This is a genomic window from Rhizobium sp. Root149, assembly GCF_001427345.1.
Classification (GTDB): domain Bacteria; phylum Pseudomonadota; class Alphaproteobacteria; order Rhizobiales; family Rhizobiaceae; genus Neorhizobium; species Neorhizobium rhizoryzae.
In genome coordinates, this window is sequence record NZ_LMGD01000021.1 from 478,958 (window position 1) to 496,675 (window position 17,718).

Annotated in this window: 15 protein-coding genes; 2 read left to right on the forward strand and 13 right to left on the reverse strand. The window is 58.7% G+C overall.

Going from position 1 to position 17,718, the window contains the following annotated elements; all coding sequences use genetic code 11:
- Position 1 precedes the first annotated feature (1 nt).
- From iolB to ASD54_RS17705, 6 genes are all read right to left on the reverse strand, one after another.
- The gene (iolB, locus tag ASD54_RS17680; RefSeq protein WP_062555911.1) at positions 2 to 811 is read right to left on the reverse strand and encodes a 5-deoxy-glucuronate isomerase; all 810 of its coding nucleotides are present in this window, start codon (positions 809 to 811) and stop codon (positions 2 to 4) included.
- A complete protein-coding gene (locus tag ASD54_RS17685; protein WP_156379271.1) occupies positions 808 to 1,053 on the reverse strand; it encodes a hypothetical protein in 246 nt (81 codons plus the stop codon). The genes iolB and ASD54_RS17685 overlap by 4 nt, the downstream gene beginning before the upstream one ends.
- A gap of 23 nt (positions 1,054 to 1,076) precedes the next feature.
- Positions 1,077 to 1,970, reverse strand: a complete 894-nt coding sequence (iolE, locus tag ASD54_RS17690) for a myo-inosose-2 dehydratase (protein WP_062555913.1) — start codon at positions 1,968 to 1,970, stop codon at positions 1,077 to 1,079.
- 1 nt (position 1,971) lies between these two features.
- Positions 1,972 to 3,792 (reverse strand): 3D-(3,5/4)-trihydroxycyclohexane-1,2-dione acylhydrolase (decyclizing), encoded by a 1,821-nt coding sequence (iolD, locus tag ASD54_RS17695; protein WP_062555914.1) that lies wholly within the window; start codon positions 3,790 to 3,792, stop codon positions 1,972 to 1,974.
- Positions 3,789 to 5,732, reverse strand: a complete 1,944-nt coding sequence (gene iolC / locus ASD54_RS17700; RefSeq protein ID WP_062555915.1) for a 5-dehydro-2-deoxygluconokinase — start codon at positions 5,730 to 5,732, stop codon at positions 3,789 to 3,791. Before iolC ends, iolD begins: the two co-directional genes overlap by 4 nt.
- 113 nt (positions 5,733 to 5,845) lie before the next feature.
- On the reverse strand, positions 5,846 to 6,661 hold the full coding sequence (locus ASD54_RS17705; RefSeq protein WP_062555916.1) for a MurR/RpiR family transcriptional regulator: 816 nt from the start codon (positions 6,659 to 6,661) through the stop codon (positions 5,846 to 5,848).
- A 119-nt stretch (positions 6,662 to 6,780) separates the two neighbouring features.
- On the opposite strand from ASD54_RS17705, the gene iolG reads away from it, so the two are divergent.
- The gene (gene iolG / locus ASD54_RS17710; RefSeq protein WP_062555917.1) at positions 6,781 to 7,770 is read left to right on the forward strand and encodes an inositol 2-dehydrogenase; all 990 of its coding nucleotides are present in this window, start codon (positions 6,781 to 6,783) and stop codon (positions 7,768 to 7,770) included.
- Between the two features lie 31 nt (positions 7,771 to 7,801).
- Here iolG and ASD54_RS17715 read toward each other — a convergent pair whose 3' ends face one another.
- The 7 genes from ASD54_RS17715 to ASD54_RS17745 form a co-directional block, all read right to left on the reverse strand.
- Entirely contained in the window at positions 7,802 to 9,184 is a 1,383-nt protein-coding gene (locus ASD54_RS17715) for an FGGY-family carbohydrate kinase (protein ID WP_062555918.1), read from the reverse strand.
- The gene (rhaM, locus tag ASD54_RS17720) at positions 9,181 to 9,501 is read right to left on the reverse strand and encodes an L-rhamnose mutarotase (RefSeq protein ID WP_062555919.1); all 321 of its coding nucleotides are present in this window, start codon (positions 9,499 to 9,501) and stop codon (positions 9,181 to 9,183) included. Before rhaM ends, ASD54_RS17715 begins: the two co-directional genes overlap by 4 nt.
- On the reverse strand, positions 9,498 to 10,508 hold the full coding sequence (locus ASD54_RS17725) for an ABC transporter permease (protein ID WP_062555920.1): 1,011 nt from the start codon (positions 10,506 to 10,508) through the stop codon (positions 9,498 to 9,500). Before ASD54_RS17725 ends, rhaM begins: the two co-directional genes overlap by 4 nt.
- On the reverse strand, positions 10,505 to 11,494 hold the full coding sequence (locus tag ASD54_RS17730; RefSeq protein ID WP_062555997.1) for an ABC transporter permease: 990 nt from the start codon (positions 11,492 to 11,494) through the stop codon (positions 10,505 to 10,507). The genes ASD54_RS17725 and ASD54_RS17730 overlap by 4 nt, the downstream gene beginning before the upstream one ends.
- Positions 11,495 to 11,503: 9 nt before the next feature.
- Positions 11,504 to 13,036 carry a sugar ABC transporter ATP-binding protein gene (locus ASD54_RS17735; RefSeq protein WP_244484788.1) on the reverse strand — a complete coding sequence of 511 codons (1,533 nt, stop codon included), beginning with the start codon at positions 13,034 to 13,036 and terminating at the stop codon, positions 11,504 to 11,506.
- 255 nt (positions 13,037 to 13,291) lie between these two features.
- Complete coding sequence (gene rhaS, locus ASD54_RS17740) at positions 13,292 to 14,296, reverse strand: rhamnose ABC transporter substrate-binding protein (RefSeq protein ID WP_062555922.1); 1,005 nt, start codon at positions 14,294 to 14,296, stop codon at positions 13,292 to 13,294.
- Positions 14,297 to 14,349: 53 nt separating this feature from the next.
- Entirely contained in the window at positions 14,350 to 15,162 is an 813-nt protein-coding gene (locus tag ASD54_RS17745) for a DeoR/GlpR family DNA-binding transcription regulator (RefSeq protein ID WP_062555923.1), read from the reverse strand.
- A gap of 203 nt (positions 15,163 to 15,365) precedes the next feature.
- Between ASD54_RS17745 and ASD54_RS17750 the strand changes: the two genes are divergently transcribed.
- Complete coding sequence (locus ASD54_RS17750) at positions 15,366 to 17,462, forward strand: bifunctional rhamnulose-1-phosphate aldolase/short-chain dehydrogenase (protein WP_062555924.1); 2,097 nt, start codon at positions 15,366 to 15,368, stop codon at positions 17,460 to 17,462.
- Positions 17,463 to 17,718: the final 256 nt, after the last annotated feature.

A 17,718-nucleotide genomic window follows, 5' to 3' on the forward strand; every position in this document is an offset into this window, starting at 1 on the left:
ATCACGGATTGTCGCGTTTGAAGATCCAGTCATGGTCGGGATGGTTCTGGAACCGCCATTTACGCATCGGGCCAGCCATCACGTTGAGATAATACATCTCATATCCGTAAGGCGCGCCGCACGGATGATGGCCTTTCGGCACCAACACGACATCACCGCTTGACACGGCCATGGTTTCATCCAGCGAACCGTCTTCAGTGAAAACACGCTGGAAACCGAAGCCTTGGGCTGGGTTGAGACGGTGATAGTAGGTCTCTTCCAGATAGGTCATCTCCGGATAATTGTCCTCATCGTGCCGGTGCGGCGGATAGGACGACCAGTTGCCCGACGGTGTGAAAACTTCCGTGACCAGAAGGCTATCGGCGACATCGCGATCTTCCATGGCAATCGGGAAGATATGGCGCGTATTGGCGCCCTTGCCGCGCTCCGTGAGGTTGATGCCTGCCGGGCCGATGACTTGCGCCTCACGACCAGGCTTGGCCGGTGCTGTGCAGATGGCGAGCGTGCAATCCGTCGTCGCTTCTGCCGTCCAGTCGGAACCGGCAGGAACATAGACGCAGTGCGGCGGCTTTTTCTCGAACACGTTCATGCGGTCGCCAAGCTCACCGAAGTCTTTGCCCGAGCCGGAGATCTTCGCCTTGCCTTCCACGAGAACGAGGATCACCTCAGTCTCCCCTGTCGGCTCCGCTGCCTTTTCACCCGGCTTCAGGTGATAGAGCCCAAAGCCCACATATCCCCAATTGGCGCTTTCCGGCGTGATGTCATGCACCTTGCCGGATGTGCCAGAAGGCTTGCGCAAGAGATTGCTCATTCCTCGTCTCCTTCCCGCTGAGCTTGAGCGGCAGCCTTCTTGGCTTCCGCCTCCGCAATCGAACGGTCATACATGATAAGAAGTTCATAGGCCGCATAGCCAGCTACAGCCAGGAACAGGAGTGCCCAAACCCACGACTGATTATAGGCTTCGATACAAGCCATGACTGCCGGGAACACAACTGTCAGGATGCGTACCCAGAAGGGCTTGTAGAAGGGATGCGTGGGATCGAGCAGTTTCAATGTGTTCATCCTTGGAACGAGGGTTAAATCAGACCCGCATCCTTGGCGAAGCCCTTCAGCGATTTCAAGCCGAGGCTCTGATATTCGAACGGATTGCGGACATCCGGGTCCTGTTCCGCCTCGATGACGATCCAGCCCTCATAGCCATGCTCTGCGGCAACTTTTAGAACCGGCGGGAAGTTGACGCCACCTTCGGCATCGCCCGGAACGGTGAACACGCCACGGCGCACGCCTTCGAGGAAGGAGAGTTTCTCATTGCGAACCTGTTCTGCGATCACAGGACGTACGTTCTTGGCATGGATATGGCCGACGCGGTGCATGTATTTCTTCGCAACCGCTTCCGGGTTTCCACCACCGAAATAGCAATGACCGGTGTCGAGCAGCAGCTTGGCGTGCGGGCCGGTGTGCTGCATCAGAAGGTCGATTTCCTCTTCGCTCTCGACCACCGTTCCCATGTGGTGATGGTAGACGAGCGAGATACCCTGAGAGGCCGAAAATTCCGCCAGCGCCTCAACGCCTGCGCCAAACTTTGCCCAATCGGCTTCTGCCAGCTTCGGACGGTCGGCGAGCGCCGTATCGTCGGCGCCATGAATGGCGTTGGAGGTTTCGCAGACGATGATGACCTTGCAGCCCATTTCCTTCAGCACATCGAGGAAAGGCTGCATGGCCGCCTTTTCTTCCTCAACCGTATTGGTGAGCAGGTTCAGAGAATGCCAGCCGGAGACGAATTTGAGGCCGCGCGGTTCCAGAACGGATTTCAGGCCTGCCGGATCGGTCGGCAGCTTGTGGCCCTTCTCGATGCCGTCGAAACCGATCTTGGCGGTTTCATCCAGGCACTGCTCCAGGCTAATATGCGCGCCGAGCGAACGGTCGTCATCATTGGACCAGGCAATCGGGTTTGTACCGAAGAGGATCATCTTACATTCTTTCCTTCAGGGCAGCTTCGTAGGCGGCGCGCGCCTTGTTGACTTCTTCTCTGGCCGAGACTTCCGGCACGGCGACATCCCACCAATGGCCACCCGCACCCGGTGTCGGATAAGGGTCCGTATCGATGACGATCACCGTTGTCTGCGTTGCCTCACGGGCCGAATCCAGCGCCGTTTCCAGTTCCGCGATGGACGAAACCTTTGTGGATCTCGCGCCCATGGCAGCAGCGTGGGCGGCAAAATCGATTGCCATCGGGCTGACATTCGTATGGGCATAGAGGTTGTTGAACTCTGCACCGCCAGTGCCCATCTGCAGCCGGTTGATGCAGCCATAGCCCCGGTTATCGGTAATGACGACGGTGATCTTCACGCCCATGCCGACGGCGGTCGCAAGCTCCGAATTCATCATCATGTAGGAGCCATCGCCCACCATGACGATGACATCCCGCTCCGGTTCCGCCATCTTGATACCAAGGCCGCCGGCAATCTCATAACCCATGCAGGAGAAGCCATATTCCATGTGATAGGAGAGCGGCAGCTTGGCTTTCCACAGCTGGTGAAGCTCACCGGGCATGGTGCCCGCCGCACACATGACGACGGTGTTATCCCTCGAAGCGCGCTGAACCGCACCGATGACCTGCATGTCTGTCGGCAGCGTGTTGGCTTCTTGAGGTGCGGCAGTCACCGCATCCGCCTTGGCAAACCAGCTGGTCTTGAGGCCTGCATCGGGGCTGTCAAAGCGATGATCGCCAAGTGCCGCCGAAATCTTCTCAAGGCCGACCTTGGCATCGGCGACCAGCGGAATGGCATCATGCTTGGCGCTATCATAAGGCTGAACATTCAGCGCCAGGATCTTGCGGTTGGGGTTCTTGAACAGCGCCCAGGAACCGGTGGTGAAATCCTGGAAACGCGTACCGACGCCCATCACCAGGTCGGCATTTTCCGAAACAATGTTCGCGCTTTCGCAGCCGGTGACACCAACGGGGCCGAAGTTCAGGCCATGATCCCAGGCAAGCGCTGACTTTCCGGCCTGCGTTTCGACAACCGGAATCTGGTGTTTTTCGACAAAGCTCTTCAGCGTATCCGTGGCACCCGAGAAATGCACGCCACCGCCTGCGACGATGACAGGGTTCTGCGCGGCCTTGATGGCGGCGATAGCGGCTTCCAGTTCCACCACATCCGGCTCTGGACGGCGGAAGCGCCACGTCTTTTTCGCGAAGAAGCTTTCCGGGTAATCGTAAGCCTCCGCTTGCACATCCTGGCAGAAGGCGAGCGTGACAGGGCCGCAATCGGCTGGATCCGTCAGGGTGCGGAAGGCACGCGGCAGTGCCGTCAGAAGCTGCTCAGGCCGCTCGATACGGTCGAAATAACGGCTGACCGGCTTGAAGCAATCATTGGCGGAAATCGTGCCGTCTTCGAAGTCCTCGATCTGCTGGAGAACCGGATCGGGGCCACGATTGGCAAACACGTCGCCGGGAATGAAGAGAACCGGCAGACGGTTGACATGCGCAAGTGCCGCAGCCGTGACCATATTCAGTGCGCCGGGACCGATGGAAGACGTGACCGCCATGGCACGACGTCGACCAAGCTGCTTGGCATAAGCAATGGCCGCATGCGCCATGCTCTGCTCGTTCTGACCGCGATAGGTCGGCAGTTCCTCGCGAATGCCGTAGAGCGCTTCGCCTAGACCGGCCACATTGCCGTGGCCAAAGATGGCCCAGACACCGGCGATATAGGGAACGCCATCCTCATTCAGCTGATTGGCAAGGTAGCGCACAAGTGCCTGCGCCGCCGTTAGACGGATCGTTTTCATGCCTTTCCTCCCACTGTTCCTTTGACAGCTTCGGCCTTGGCTTCGGCGCGAGCTCTATCCCACACCGCGCACAGGCTCTTGTAGCGTGCCACCATATCCTCCACGGCGGCCTCATCGCTGATCTGACCGGAGAGCCACTTGCGGGCAGCATCGCCGAAGATGGTGCGGCCAACTGCAAAACCCTTGACCAGATCGAAACCGGCGGCAAGCGCAAAGCTCTCCTCAAGCTCTGCCTGCGGGGCATCCAGACCCAATACCACGATGCCACGGGTATGCGTATCGTGACGTTCTACCGCAGCACAGGCATTGGCCCAGGCAGCATTCGTCTTCATCGGCTCCAGCTTCCACCAATCGGGATAGACGCCGATCTCATAGAAGCGATCAATGATCTTCGCCGTCGTCTCGTCATCGATAGCGCCAACCTTGGACGGAATGACTTCCAGCAGGAATTCAAGGCGGTTGCGGCGCGAGGCTTCGAACAGGCGCTTCACCGTCTCTTCCTGTTTTTCCTTCACCTCGGCCGTATCGTCGGGATGATAGAAGCAGAGCACCTTCACCACATGTTCGGCAGCCCATTCGCTCAAGCCACCGCAATCCAGCCCCAGTTCCGGCTCCAGTGTCAGCGGGCGTGAGCCCGGCCACTCGGCAGGACGACCGATCCAGAGGCCCGTTCCGGCAGCGGCATACAAAGCTTCCTTGCCGAGGCGGCCATCACAGAGAATGCCATAACCGCGCTCTCCGCCAGCCACGGAGGTGGCGGCCTGCAAGCACAGCTTCTTGAAGGCACCGATACGATCCGTCGGGACGCCAGCCTCTTCCGCCATGGCTTCCAGCTGCATGCGGTGGTCGAAAGCGAACACCCGCATGGTAGACCAGTCGCCCTTGCGGTTGGTGGACCAGTGAACCTGCTCAAGGGCTGCATCCTTGCGCAGCGCCTTGTTCTTGATTCCGGTTTTGAAGAAATATTGAAGCTCTTCCCAGCTCGGATAAGCGGGCGTGCAGCCATGGCGCGATACGGCAAAAGCACCGCAGGCATTGGCATATTTCAGCGCCGTTGGCCAATCCTCACCCGTCAGCCAGCCCTTCAGCAGGCCCGCCATGAAGCCATCGCCCGCACCCAGCACGTTGAAGACCTCGATCGGGAAGCCGGGGCCGGTCTGACCCTTGTCGAGGCTATCGGGGATCTCGCCTTCAAAGACGGCAGCGCCCATGGGCCCGCGCTTGCACACAAGTGCTGCCTTGGACACCTGGCGCACGGCGCGCAGCGCTTCCAGCGTATCGGTGGAGCCGCCCGCGATATGAAACTCTTCTTCCGTGCCGACGATCAGGTCGAACAGATGCAGCGTGCTTTGTAGCTTGGCGGTGACCTTGGCCGATTCCACGAAACGACTTTCGCCATCGCCATGGCCCGCCACACCCCAGAGGTTCGGGCGGTAATCGATGTCGAGCGCCGTCTGGGCGCCATGTTCGCGCGCCAGCTTCAGCGCCTTCATCACAGCCGCTTCCGTGCGGGTGTGCGAAAGATGCGTTCCGGTGACCGTGATGCAGCGGGATTCTGCGATGAAGGCCGGGTCGATATCGTCTTCGCAGAGCGCCATGTCAGCGCAGTTTTCGCGGTAGAAGATCAGCGGAAACTGGTTCTCGTCACGGATGCCCAGCAGCACCAGCGCCGTCAGGCGTTCCGGGTCGGTGACGACGCCGCGCACATCCACGCCTTCGCGCACAAGCTGTTCGCGGATGAAGCGGCCCATATGCTCGTTACCGACACGGGTAATCAAAGCGCTTTTCAGGCCAAGCCGCGCAGCCCCGGCCGCAATATTCGTCGGAGAGCCGCCAATATATTTGTTGAAGGAGGACATATCCTCCAGACGACCACCCACCTGGGCGCCATAAAGATCTACGGACGAGCGTCCGATGGTAATCACGTCGAGTGGCTTCAAGAGGCCCTCCCTTTGGCCGCGGATGGCGCTTTAAGTCAGCGCGACGGCACCTCCCGTGCCGATCAGTTATTTTGGACTATAAATTCTATTTTTGACGCTTTCAATACGAATATTCAGTTTTTGCGTTTTGCTCCGACTGCTGCCGACAGCGCGATGGCGACACAGAGTGTGGCAGACAGCGAGCGAAACGCCCCGAAATCCACTTCCGAGACGGTGAGGATCGTCGCACCCATCTTGCGAAGCGGATTGACGGAGGTATCTGTCAGCGCCACAACGGGCACGCCCCGCGCCCGCACAGCCTCCACCAGATCCAGTGTTTCAGCCGAATAGGGCGAGAAGGTGATGGCGAGCAGCGCATCGCCCGGACGAATAGCGGCGGAACTATCCAGCCTGCCTGCGACACTGTGCAGCATGGCAGGCACCTGCATTTTTTCCAGCGCATAGGCGATGTAACTGGCGACCGGAAACGACCGGCGCAGACCGATGATATGCACAAGATTGGCGCCCGCGAGCGTTTCCACCGCATCCTCAAGCGCCTGAGGATCAACGGATTTCAGCAGATTTTCCAGTGAAGCCCGTCCAGCCTCGACGAACTCCGCAAGAAGGCGCGGACCGCTATGCTCGCCCATGTCCCTTAGATGGTCGAGCCGGGTGGAATAATCCGGCCAGCCGCCCACGTAGTTTTCGCGAAACAGCCGCTGCATTTCCGAATAACCGGAAAAGCCCATGATCTGACAGAACCGCATGAAGGCCGAGGGTTGAACGCCCGCCGCTTCCGCCATTTCGGCAACGGTCGACACGGCAATGCGGTCTGTATTGGCCGCCACATAGTCTGCGCACTGCTTCAAGCGCTTGGGCAAAGAGGCCGAGACTTCCAGAAGCTTTTCCTCGAATTCCACCACACTCGCCGGTGCCCCACCCTCCGCCATTCAATCGTCCCTTTTCTACGCTTGACATAAATATGGCTACACTCTAGCAAAATGGAACAGATATTCCAAACGCGTTTGGAACAAAAATTCTATCGACATATCAAGTGGAGGAGAACCCCATGGTGACGAGATTGGCCCTGCTCGGTGCAGGACGTATCGGCAAGGTGCATGCAAAGGCGATTGCGTCCGATCCTCGCGCAAAGCTCGTGGCTGTCGTGGACGCCATGGAAGCGGCCGCAAAGGCCATTGCCGATGAGGCAGGCGCAGAAGTCAGCACCATTGACGCTGTGCTGGCCAACAAGGATGTGGACGCGGTCATCATCTGCACCCCCACCAACACGCATGCGGACCTGATCGAAAAGTTCGCCCGCGCCGGCAAGGCGATCTTCTGCGAAAAGCCGATCGATCTGGATGTTGCCCGTGCGCAAGCCTGCATCGACGTGGTGAAGGAAACCGGGGCCAAGGTCATGCTCGGCTTCAACCGCCGCTTCGACCCGCATTTCCAGGCGGTTCGCAAGGAAATCGACAAGGGCACCATCGGCAAGGTCGAGATGGTGACAATCACCAGCCGCGATCCGGGCGCACCGCCGGTCGAATACATCAAAGTGTCCGGCGGCATTTTCCGCGACATGACTATCCACGATCTGGACATGGCGCGCTTCCTGCTGGGCGAAGAGATCAAGTCCGTCTTCGCAACCGGTGCCGTTCTGGTCGATCCGAAGATCGGCGAAGCCGGTGATTATGATAGCGCGAGCCTGATACTCACCACGGCCAGCGGTCGTCAGGCGGTGATCTCCAATTCGCGTCGCGCAACCTATGGCTATGACCAGCGCATCGAAGTGCATGGCTCGCTGGGTTCGGTTGCTGCGGAAAATCAGCGTCCTGTTTCCATCGAAGTCGCCAACAAGGATGGTTACACCCGCCCGCCGCTGCATGATTTCTTCATGACGCGCTACACGGAAGCCTATGCAGCTGAGATCAAGGCTTTCATCGATACGGTTGAGAACGGCGCTGCCGCTTCGCCTTCCGCTGAAGATGGCCTGATTGCCCTGAAGCTTGCCGATGCAGCGCTGAAGTCCGCACAGACGGGCGCGGCTGTCGCGCTCTGATCAGATAGAACTGGATGAATGTGAGGGCCGCCTAACTCGCGGCCCTTATTTTTGCCTTCCATTCCGCCGCATAGGCCTGCACCGTACCCTTATCGAGACAGCTAACGATTTCCTTCGAGTGCGCGGAAAGCTTCACGCCCGCCAGAAGCCCGGCCCCCTGGCTAGTGCCTGTAGACCCGGAAACGGAAATGACCTGACGCCCGAGCAGGGCCTGCAAAGCCTCCAGATAAACAGGATTGGAGGCAAACGGCCCTTCCACCAGAGCCGGACCTTTGGCACCGATCAGGCCGAGGCAGGTCTCGGTCATCAGCGCCAGATAAAGACAGGCCGCCGCCCATTTCTCGTGAACAGAGGCACAGTCTGTATTCAGCCACTGGCCTTTGAGACCCGGATAGGGGCCGGAACCTGAGGCGAGGTTCGGCATAAGCGACAGGCGCTTTTCCAGCACGGCAGGCAGGGCGGCGAAGGCCGCATCCAGATCCAGCGGTCCCAGCTGTGCCGTCAGCAGTTCGAATTCGCGACCGCCCATGAAACGGGAGGATGGCACGGCGCGGCCATAGGCATCGACATTGGCAAGCGTATCGCGGGCGGGATCGAGATGCTCCAGATCGCCACCCACGGCGAAATTGATCACCCATGTTCCTGTTGAAACCACGGCAAAGGGAGCTTCGCGATCCACCAGATGCGGCAAGAGTGAAGCGTTGGAATCGTGAATGCCGCAGTAGACCGGCACCGGCTGTTGAAGCCCGAGTTCCGCCACCAGCTCCGGTCTCACCGGTCCCAGCGCGTCGAAGGCGGATCGGATCGGAGCCATCTTGTCCCGGATATCCAGCCGATCCACCAGCGAAGAAAACGTGCCCCTGCCCGGCTGCCACAGATCCGTATGGCATCCAAGCGAGGTTGCCTCGTTTACCGCAACGCCCGTCAATCGGTAAGCCCAGTATTGCGGATAGGTAAGGATCGTCGCAACCTTGGCGAACTCTGCCGGAAACGCGACCTTCTGGAAATGGATCTGGGCACCCAGGTTCAACCCCATCGACAAAGCGGGCGAGAAGGTTTCCGAAAAGGGCGGGCGCAGTGCCGCATAGGCAGTGCGGATGTGTTCCGGGTATTCATGTTCATAATCCAGCACCGGCAGCGCCAGATCACCTGCTGCATTCAACAGCACGCCAGACGCGCCGTGGGTGGTGATGGAAATGGCGTCAAAGCCGGTAGAACGGCTTAAGTCCCTGAGAGCATCACGGAAGAACTTCCACAGCCCTTCGATATCGTAATGCGGATAGGGATCAGCCGCGATGACCTTATTCGGGCGGCGGCGCACATCCAGCTCTTCGCCACTCGCACAATCCAGCACCAGCACCTTGGCATTGGTCTTGCCGATATCCAGAACGGCAATGCGCTTGGCCTCGCTCATGGCAGATGAAACACGGCTAAAAGATCGACAGCAATGGGCGAATTATCGGGGTTCGTTTCCATGATATCCGCCATATGCGCCCACCAGCGCTTCATGACCGGATGCTCCGGCAGGCTGGCCATACCGTGGTCTTTTGGACGAGACAAAACACCGAACAGAATGTTCGTCTCCGGGTCGAGATAGATGGAATAATCGCTGACGCCCGCCTGATGCAGCAGTTCAACAAGCTCCGGCCAGATCTCGTCATGCCGCTTCTTGTATTCCGCCTGCATACCGGGGTTCAGCTTCATTTTGAAAGCATGTTTTTCAAGCGTCATGATTTGGAAGCCTGCTTGATACGGCGCGCCAGAATGGGCAACGCGATTGTGATGATGAGAAGAAGGCCGACAAAGATCGACATCACGATACCGGGCACATTCAGGAGGCCAAGTCCGAAGGTGACGAGGCCCATGACGAAGGCGGCAATGACGACACCCGCAATCGTGCCTGCGCCGCCCAGAATGGAAACGCCGCCCAGCACGACCATGGTGACCACTTCCAGCTCCCAGCCTTGGGCGATGGAGGGCCGTGTGGAACCGAGACGCGAGGTAAGGCAGACGGCAGCAATACCGCTCATCAGGCCCGTCAGCAGGAAGAGAATGAACTTCACCCGCTCCACCGGCACGCCGGAAAAGCGCGCGGCAAAGTCATTGTTTCCAATGACATAGACCTGGCGCCCAAAATTCATGGCGTGCAGCAGCACCGCAAACAGGGCAGCGCAGAGAAGGAACAGGCCGAACTCGAACGAGAAAACCCAGAAGAGATAGCCCTGGCCGAAATAGGCGAAGCTTTCCGGATAGCCGCCATAGGCTTTGTCGCCCAGCACGATATAGGAAATGCCGCGAAACAGGCTCATCGTACCGATGGTGACGACGATGGAGGGCAGCTTCAGTACCGAGACCAGCGTGCCGTTGAATGCCCCGCACAGAACGCCAACGCCAATGCCGATGGCGACTAGCCCCGGCGTTCCAACCCCGGCCTGTGCCGCTGCACCCATGGCAGTCGAGGCGAGCGCGATGATTGCGGCGACCGAAAGATCGATTTCACCGGCAATGATCAACAGCGCCATGGCGAAGGCAATCATTGCCTTTTCGGTGAAGTTGAAGGTGGCGTCCGACAGGTTCCACGCGTCCAGGAAGTAGGGCGAAGCCAAGGAATTGGCGATGAAGATCAATACCGCCACGCCAAACAGCAGCACTTCCCAGCTGGAAAGAACGCGGCTGACGGGTGTGCCCAGACGATCAGGGATAGCACGGCGGCTGGAATTTGCGTTCACGTCGCTCATGCTGTCACCTCTGTGGTTGCGCGGTCGCGCAGGATGATGCGGCCCTTCTTTGCCTCGGCACGAGCATTGAAAACGACGGCGAGAATGATGACCACGCCCGAAATCGCCATCTGCGCAAAGGGCGAAATACCGATCACCGGCAGCGCATTCTTGATGACTCCGAGGAAGAGCGACCCCAGCACGGCACCGGCAACGGACCCGATGCCGCCTGCAATGGAAATGCCACCGATGACGCAGGCCGCAACGCTATCCAGTTCGAAGCCGGCGGCGATATCGACATAGGCAACTGCGTAGCGAGATACCCAGAGGTAGCTGCAAAGTCCCGCCATGGCGCCTGAGAGTACGAAGGCGAAGAAGCGCGTGCGACCAATATCGATGCCCGCATAGACGGCGGCTGTCGGGTTGCCGCCAGAGGCATAGGCCGAACGACCGAAGGACGTACGGGTCAGCAGGAAGGCCATGCCCAGAACGACGGCAATAGCCACCCATGACAGGATAGGCAGGCCCAGAACAACCGCGCGCGGCACATTGAGGAAGGTCGGCGTCATCTGATGCGCATTCACCCAGCCGCCACCGGACAAGACAAAAGCCATGCCGCGATAGATGGTGAGCGTGCCGAGCGTGACGACGATCGGCGGGATCTGCAGAATCCAGACGAGGAAGCCGTTCATCGCGCCGAGAGCTGCCCCAATACCGAGCGCCATGACGATGAGTAGCACAAGCGGCAGATCAGGAAAGGCAGCATTCGTCATCGCAACCGCCATGCCGGTAAAGGCAAGGTTGGCAGCCACCGAAAGATCGATGGATTTCGTCAGGATCACCGTCATCTGCGCGAGCGCCAGAATGATGAGGATGGAGGTGTCGTTGAAGATGTTCACCAGATTGCCGGGCTCGGCAAAACCTTCGGCGCGGGTCGCAAAGCCCGCAATCATCAAGGCGATGATGCCGGATAAAAGCAGTTCGCGGCTTTTGAAAAGTTTGGTCATGATGCACACTCACGCATTGCCGGTCGCGGCGCGCACCAGCACTTCTGCCGTCGCCTCCGACCGGTCATAAAGCCCCGCCATCAGCCCCTCGCGCATCACCATGATCCGGTCCGACATGCCAAGAACTTCCGGCAGTTCAGACGAGACCATGATGATCGACAGGCCCTGGGAGGCAAGTTCGGAAATGAAGCCGTGCACGGCAGCCTTGGAGCCGATATCGATGCCCTTGGTCGGCTCATCGAGAATAATAACCTTCGGCTGGGTGGCCAGCCACTTGCCGATGACCACCTTCTGCTGATTGCCGCCGGATAGCGTGCCGACCGGCACGGACAGTGCCGCAGCCCGCAAATCCAGCCGCTCTGCATATTGCCGCGCCAGCTTCAGCTCGTTGGCAGCCTTCAGGAAACCGGAGCGCGAGGTTTTCGCCAACGATGGCAGCGTCATGTTCTGGTAGATCGGCATGGGCAGCGCCAGACCGTGACGCCCGCGCTCTTCCGGCACGTAGACAATGCCTGCCGCAATCGCATCCTGTGCAGAGCGGATTTCGACGGAATGGCCTTCCAGCGTCAAGCGTCCCGATGACGGCTTTGTAATACCGAACAGCGACTGGCACAGTTCTGAACGACCGGCACCGATGAGGCCATAGACGCCCAGAATTTCGCCGCGCTTCAGTTCGAACGATATATCGCGGAATTCGGTCGGGTGGCTGTAACCTTGGACCGAGAGAACGACCGGCCCGATCTGCGCTTCCACCTTGGGAAAAACATCGTGAACATCACGACCTACCATCAGGCGCACGATTTCGCCTTGCGGTGTTTCCTTCAGACGACCATGACCGACAGCCTTGCCATCGCGGAAGACAGCAAAGTTCTCAGCGATTTCATAGAGCTCATCGAACTTGTGGCTGATGAAGAGGATGGCTTTACCCTGCCGCTTCAAGCCTTCGACAATACGGAAAAGATCATCAATTTCCTTGCGGGAAAGGGCCGCCGTCGGCTCATCCATGATAACAATGCGCGCCTCGACGGAAAGCGCGCGTGCAATCGCCACCAGATGCCGCTGAGCAATAGACAGATCTTTCAGCCGGATGGTCGGATCTATATCGCTTTCCAACTGGCGCAGAAGTTCACGCGAACGGGCATTGATGGTGCGCCAGTCGATGGTGCGAAACCGCGTGCGCGGCGCATGGCCGAGAAAGATGTTTTCCCCCACCGTCAGCTCATCGAACAGCACGGTTTCCTGATGGATGGCGGTGACGCCGGCGTCGATGGCGCCTTGAGCGCTTGCAAATTGCACCGGCTTTCCATCCAGCAGGATTTCACCTTCGGTTGGACGATAAATGCCGGTCAGAATCTTGACGAGCGTGGATTTGCCCGCGCCGTTCTCACCGATCAGCGCCGTCACCTGCCCCGGATAAAGGCTGATGGACACCTGATCCAGCGCCTTCACACCCGGAAAGACCTGGCTGATGCCGCGCATTTCCAGAATGGGTGCAGCAACCGAGGTTAACTCGGTTGCAATCGGCTGCGTTCGTAGAGACATCATTTGCTCGACCGGTTCGTTTCAATTCAATCGCAGGCGAGCACCCCACTCTGTCCTGCCGGACATCTCCCCCTCAAGGGGGGAGATCGGCAAGAAAGATAGCTCGTCTGTCGTCGTCACCCTCGGTCATGCCGAGAGCATGTATGCCGGAAATAGGCAGGGTTGGTGCCACACCCGATCTCCCCCCTTGAGGGGGAGATGCCCGGCAGGGCAGAGGGGGGTGTGACAACCGCCCTCATATAATATGAATAATGATCAGAAGATCTTCGAGAACTGATCGATATTCGAGGAATTGTAGACGAACGGATCGGCCATAGCGGCTTCGCCATTGTCGCCAATCTTGATCGAGCCCATGCGGCCCGCCTTGACCTCAGTGCCCGGCTTGCCGGTCGCATCACCCTTGACGAGGTGATAGGCGATCTGCGTTGCGGAGTAACCGAGATCGATCGGGTTCCAGATAGCGAATTCCTTCGTCGCGCCGGACTTGATCGCACCCGCCATTTCAGATGGCAGGCCAAGACCCGTGACGTAGACCTGACCGATCTTGCCCGCATCCTTCACCGCCTGCGAGGCGGCGAGAACGCCAACGGTCGTCGGAGCAACAATAACCTTCACGTTCGGCTGTGACTTCAGGAGGCCCTGCGCTTCGCGATAGCTCTTGTCGGCAAGGTCATCGCCATAAACTGTCGTGGCAAGATTCAGGCCCGGGAAATCCTTCAGCTGCTTTTTCATTTCCGCGATCCAAGTGTTCTGGTTCGTGGACGTGGTGGTGGCAGAAAGGATTGCGAAATCGCCCTTACCGTCTGGCAGATGGTTCTTGGCGAGCGTCAGGCACATCTTGCCGATCAGCTCGTTCGAAGACGGGTTGAGATGCATGATGCGGCCAGCCGGTGCCACGCCCGAATCCCACGAGATGACCTTGATGCCGCGCTGTGCGGCTTTTTTGAGTGCCGGAACGACAGCATCCGGATCGTTGGCGGAGATCGCGATGGCATCAACGCCTTGCGCAATCAGCGAATTGATGACTTCGATCTGGCCCTCAGCCGTGGTGCTTGTCGGGCCGGTGTAGATGATCTTTACGCCGCCCAGTTCCTTGGCAGCTTCTTCGGCACCCTTGTTGGCAGCTTCAAAGAAGCCGTTGCCAAGCGATTTGACCACCAGCGCGATCTTGATATCAGCGGCAGATGCCATGCTGGCCATGGAAACAGATGCGGCCAGCGCCATTGCTGCTGCGCCGAAATGACGTCTTGTCAGTTTCATGCTCATTCCTCCCAAGAATAATGACTTGCTTCTCCCCCTCCCCGAGCGCGATCTCATGCGACCGAGGAAGCATCCTCCTTGATCGATGACGCCGTCGGCTTCACCGTCAAAACCTTCACGCCTGCATTTTCCAGCATGGCGACCGCCTCTTCCGAGACACCATCATCGGTAATGATGGTCGAAACATTCTCGAGCGGGCAGAGGATCATGCTGGAGCGGCGATTGAACTTGCTCGAATCGACCATCACGATCAGCTCATCCGCCTGGCGCATCAGCCGTTGCTCGCTCTGGATCACCAGCGCATCCGGCTCCATCACTCCATGGGAGGAGATGCCCTGCGCGCCAATGAACATGCGCCGCGCATAAAAATTTCGGATCGCATCATTCTCGAACGGTGACAGGATCAGGCTCTGGTCGCGATAGATCGCGCCCCCAGGGACTGAAACTGTGCATTTAGAGTGCTTGACCAGATGTTCGGCGATAGCGAAGGAATTCGTCATAACCTGAAGACGGCGCGCCGACATGAAGTGCACCATCTGGAATGTTGTCGTGCCACCGTTGATGATGACGGAATCGCCTTCCTCGCAAAGCTCAACCGCAGCGCGCGCGATTGCGCGTTTCTTATCGATATTGACTGATTCCGACACGCGGAACGGACGTGCCGCGAGATTCCCCTGCTGCGGCGGATGCACGGCTTCCGCCCCACCCCGCACGCGACGGAGCTTACCCTGCACATGGAGGGCTGCAATATCCCGCCGGATCGTTGCCTCGGAAGCCTCTGTCAGCTCGGCAATATCCTGCACTGTCACCACAGGCTTTTCCTGAATGGCGCTCAAAATGATGCGATGTCGCTCACGTTCGTGCATGGGTTCCTCCGTGTTCCGATTTATTCGAAACGATTTCAGCATGTCAATCATAAACGATCAAAAAAGATTATATTGCAGCGCACAATGAACGTTTGTGATCGTTTATGATTGACAACAGGCCTGAGCATGCGCGATATCCTCAGCCCAAAGGAGATGCTTCGCGGCGGACCGTGGGGCGCACGAACACTTGGGAGGACTGTTCCATGTCGGGCAAAACCCGCCTTCTGGATAATCGCTGGGATGATGCTTACGCCGCAAAGCTCGATGAGCCCGGCAAACTGCTCTATCGCTCCAACCTTTTGGGCGCAGACAAGCGCATCACCAATTATGGCGGCGGCAATACCTCCGCCAAGGTCATGGAAACCGATCCGCTGACTGGCCAGAAGGTGCAGGTTCTCTGGGTCAAGGGTTCTGGCGGCGATGTCGGCACCATCAAGCTCGATGGCTTCGCGACCCTCTATCAGGACAAGCTGGATGCGCTGAAGGGCATCTATCAGGGCGTTCAGGATGAAGACCGCATGGTGGGTTTCCTGCCGCATTGCACCTTCAACCTGAACCCGCGTGCTGCTTCCATCGATACGCCGCTGCATGGCTTCGTGCCCTTTACGCATGTCGATCACATGCACCCGGACGCGATCATTGCGATTGCCGCTTCGAAGAATTCGAAAGAGCTGACGCAGCAAATTTTCGGCGCTGACATTGGCTGGCTGCCCTGGCGTCGTCCCGGCTTCCAGCTGGGTCTCGATCTAGAAGCCTTCGTCAAGGCAAACCCCAATGCCAAGGGTGTTGTGCTGGAAAGCCATGGCCTGTTCACCTGGGCGAATGATGCCAAGGAATGCTACGAGCTGACGCTGGAAATCATCAACAAGGCAATCGAATGGTTTGCAGCTCAAACGGAAGGCAAGGTCATTTTCGGCGGTGCCGTGACCCAGAGCCTGCCCGCCGATCAGCGCCGCGCGATTGCCGCGAAGCTGATGCCGGAAATTCGCGGTCGCATTGGCAAGGCTGAGCGCAAGCTCGGTGATTTCGACGATCAGGACGCCGTTCTGGAATTCGTGAATTCCAGGAACCTGAAGCCGCTGGGCGCGCTCGGCACCTCTTGTCCCGACCACTTCCTGCGCACCAAAATCCGTCCGCTGATCATGGATTTTGATCCTGCCAATCCGGATGTGGATTTAGCCATTGCTGGTCTCGACAAGGCGCTGGAAGACTATCGCGCCGACTACACGCGCTATTATGAGGCCTGCAAGCACGATAACTCGCCGAAGATCCGCGATCCAAACCCGGTTATCTTCCTGGTTCCGGGCGTCGGCATGCTCTCGTTTGCCAAGGACAAGGCAACCGCGCGCATTGCCGGTGAGTTCTACGTCAACGCCATCAACGTGATGCGCGGTGCTTCCACCGTTTCCGAATATCAGGGCCTTCCCGAACAGGAAGCCTTCGATATCGAATACTGGCTGCTGGAAGAGGCAAAGCTGCAGCGTATGCCAAAGCCTAAGAGCCTTGCGGGCCGCGTGGCCTTCGTGACCGGCGGTGCCGGCGGCATTGGCCGCGCAACCGCAGAACGGTTGATGTCGGAAGGTGCCTGCGTCGTGCTGGCCGATATTGATGCGGAAGCGCTGGATACGGCGAAAGGCGATTTTGCCAAGCGCTACAGCAGCGATGCAGTTCGTTCCGTTCAACTCGATGTCACGAAGGAAGATGCCGTCACCACAGCCTTTGCGGAGGCTTGCGTGGAATTTGGCGGTGTCGACATTCTGGTCTCCAACGCTGGCATCGCATCTTCTGCGCCAGTGGAAGAAACGACGCTTGCCATGTGGGACAAGAATATCAGCATTCTCGCCACCGGCTATTTCCTCGTTTCCCGCGAAGCCTTCCGCCTGTTCCGTCGCCAGAAACTTGGCGGCAACATCGTCTTCGTGGCGTCCAAGAACGGCCTTGCTTCGTCTCCGAATGCGTCCGCCTATTGCACGGCCAAAGCTGCGGAAATCCATCTCGCCCGCTGCCTTGCGCTGGAAGGTGCAGATGCCGGTATCCGCGTCAACACCGTCAACCCGGACGCGGTGCTTCGAGGCTCGAAAATCTGGAACGGCGAGTGGCGCGAACAGCGTGCCGCTTCCTCCAAGATCGAAGTGACGGATCTCGAGGAGCATTATCGCAAGCGCTCCATGCTGAAGCTGAACGTCTTCCCGGAAGATATCGCCGAAGCCATCTACTTCCTGGCATCGGATCTCTCGGCAAAATCCACCGGCAACATCATCAATGTGGATGCCGGTAACGCCCAGAGCTTTACGCGCTAAATTGCAATCTGTGCGTGGTGGCCGGATACTTACCCCCCTCTGCCTTGCCAGGCATCTCCCCCTCAAGGGGGGAGATCGGCAGAATGGCAACCCACTCGCTCCCTCGCAAATGTCGACGCGCGCGGAAGAGTGACCGGGATTCCAGGGATATCAGTCGGTCGCCACGAGTCGATCTCCCCCCTTGAGGGGGAGATGTCCGGCAGGACAGAGGGGGGTACTCCCCGCGACGCAGCTTAAAGATGGGCAGTGATAAAAG

What these genes read in the sequence shown, in the direction of transcription:
- ASD54_RS17735 (WP_244484788.1), bottom strand. Translation starts at nt 13,036, where the DNA reads ATGTCTCTACGAACGCAGCCGATTGCAACCGAGTTAACCTCGGTTGCT.
- iolE (WP_062555913.1), bottom strand. Translation starts at nt 1,970, where the DNA reads ATGATCCTCTTCGGTACAAACCCGATTGCCTGGTCCAATGATGACGAC.
- ASD54_RS17750 (WP_062555924.1), top strand. Translation starts at nt 15,366, where the DNA reads ATGTCGGGCAAAACCCGCCTTCTGGATAATCGCTGGGATGATGCTTAC.
- rhaM (WP_062555919.1), bottom strand. Translation starts at nt 9,501, where the DNA reads ATGACGCTTGAAAAACATGCTTTCAAAATGAAGCTGAACCCCGGTATG.
- ASD54_RS17705 (WP_062555916.1), bottom strand. Translation starts at nt 6,661, where the DNA reads ATGGCGGAGGGTGGGGCACCGGCGAGTGTGGTGGAATTCGAGGAAAAG.
- iolD (WP_062555914.1), bottom strand. Translation starts at nt 3,792, where the DNA reads ATGAAAACGATCCGTCTAACGGCGGCGCAGGCACTTGTGCGCTACCTT.
- rhaS (WP_062555922.1), bottom strand. Translation starts at nt 14,296, where the DNA reads ATGAAACTGACAAGACGTCATTTCGGCGCAGCAGCAATGGCGCTGGCC.
- ASD54_RS17730 (WP_062555997.1), bottom strand. Translation starts at nt 11,494, where the DNA reads ATGACCAAACTTTTCAAAAGCCGCGAACTGCTTTTATCCGGCATCATC.
- ASD54_RS17725 (WP_062555920.1), bottom strand. Translation starts at nt 10,508, where the DNA reads ATGAGCGACGTGAACGCAAATTCCAGCCGCCGTGCTATCCCTGATCGT.
- iolB (WP_062555911.1), bottom strand. Translation starts at nt 811, where the DNA reads ATGAGCAATCTCTTGCGCAAGCCTTCTGGCACATCCGGCAAGGTGCAT.
- ASD54_RS17715 (WP_062555918.1), bottom strand. Translation starts at nt 9,184, where the DNA reads ATGAGCGAGGCCAAGCGCATTGCCGTTCTGGATATCGGCAAGACCAAT.
- ASD54_RS17745 (WP_062555923.1), bottom strand. Translation starts at nt 15,162, where the DNA reads ATGCACGAACGTGAGCGACATCGCATCATTTTGAGCGCCATTCAGGAA.
- iolG (WP_062555917.1), top strand. Translation starts at nt 6,781, where the DNA reads ATGGTGACGAGATTGGCCCTGCTCGGTGCAGGACGTATCGGCAAGGTG.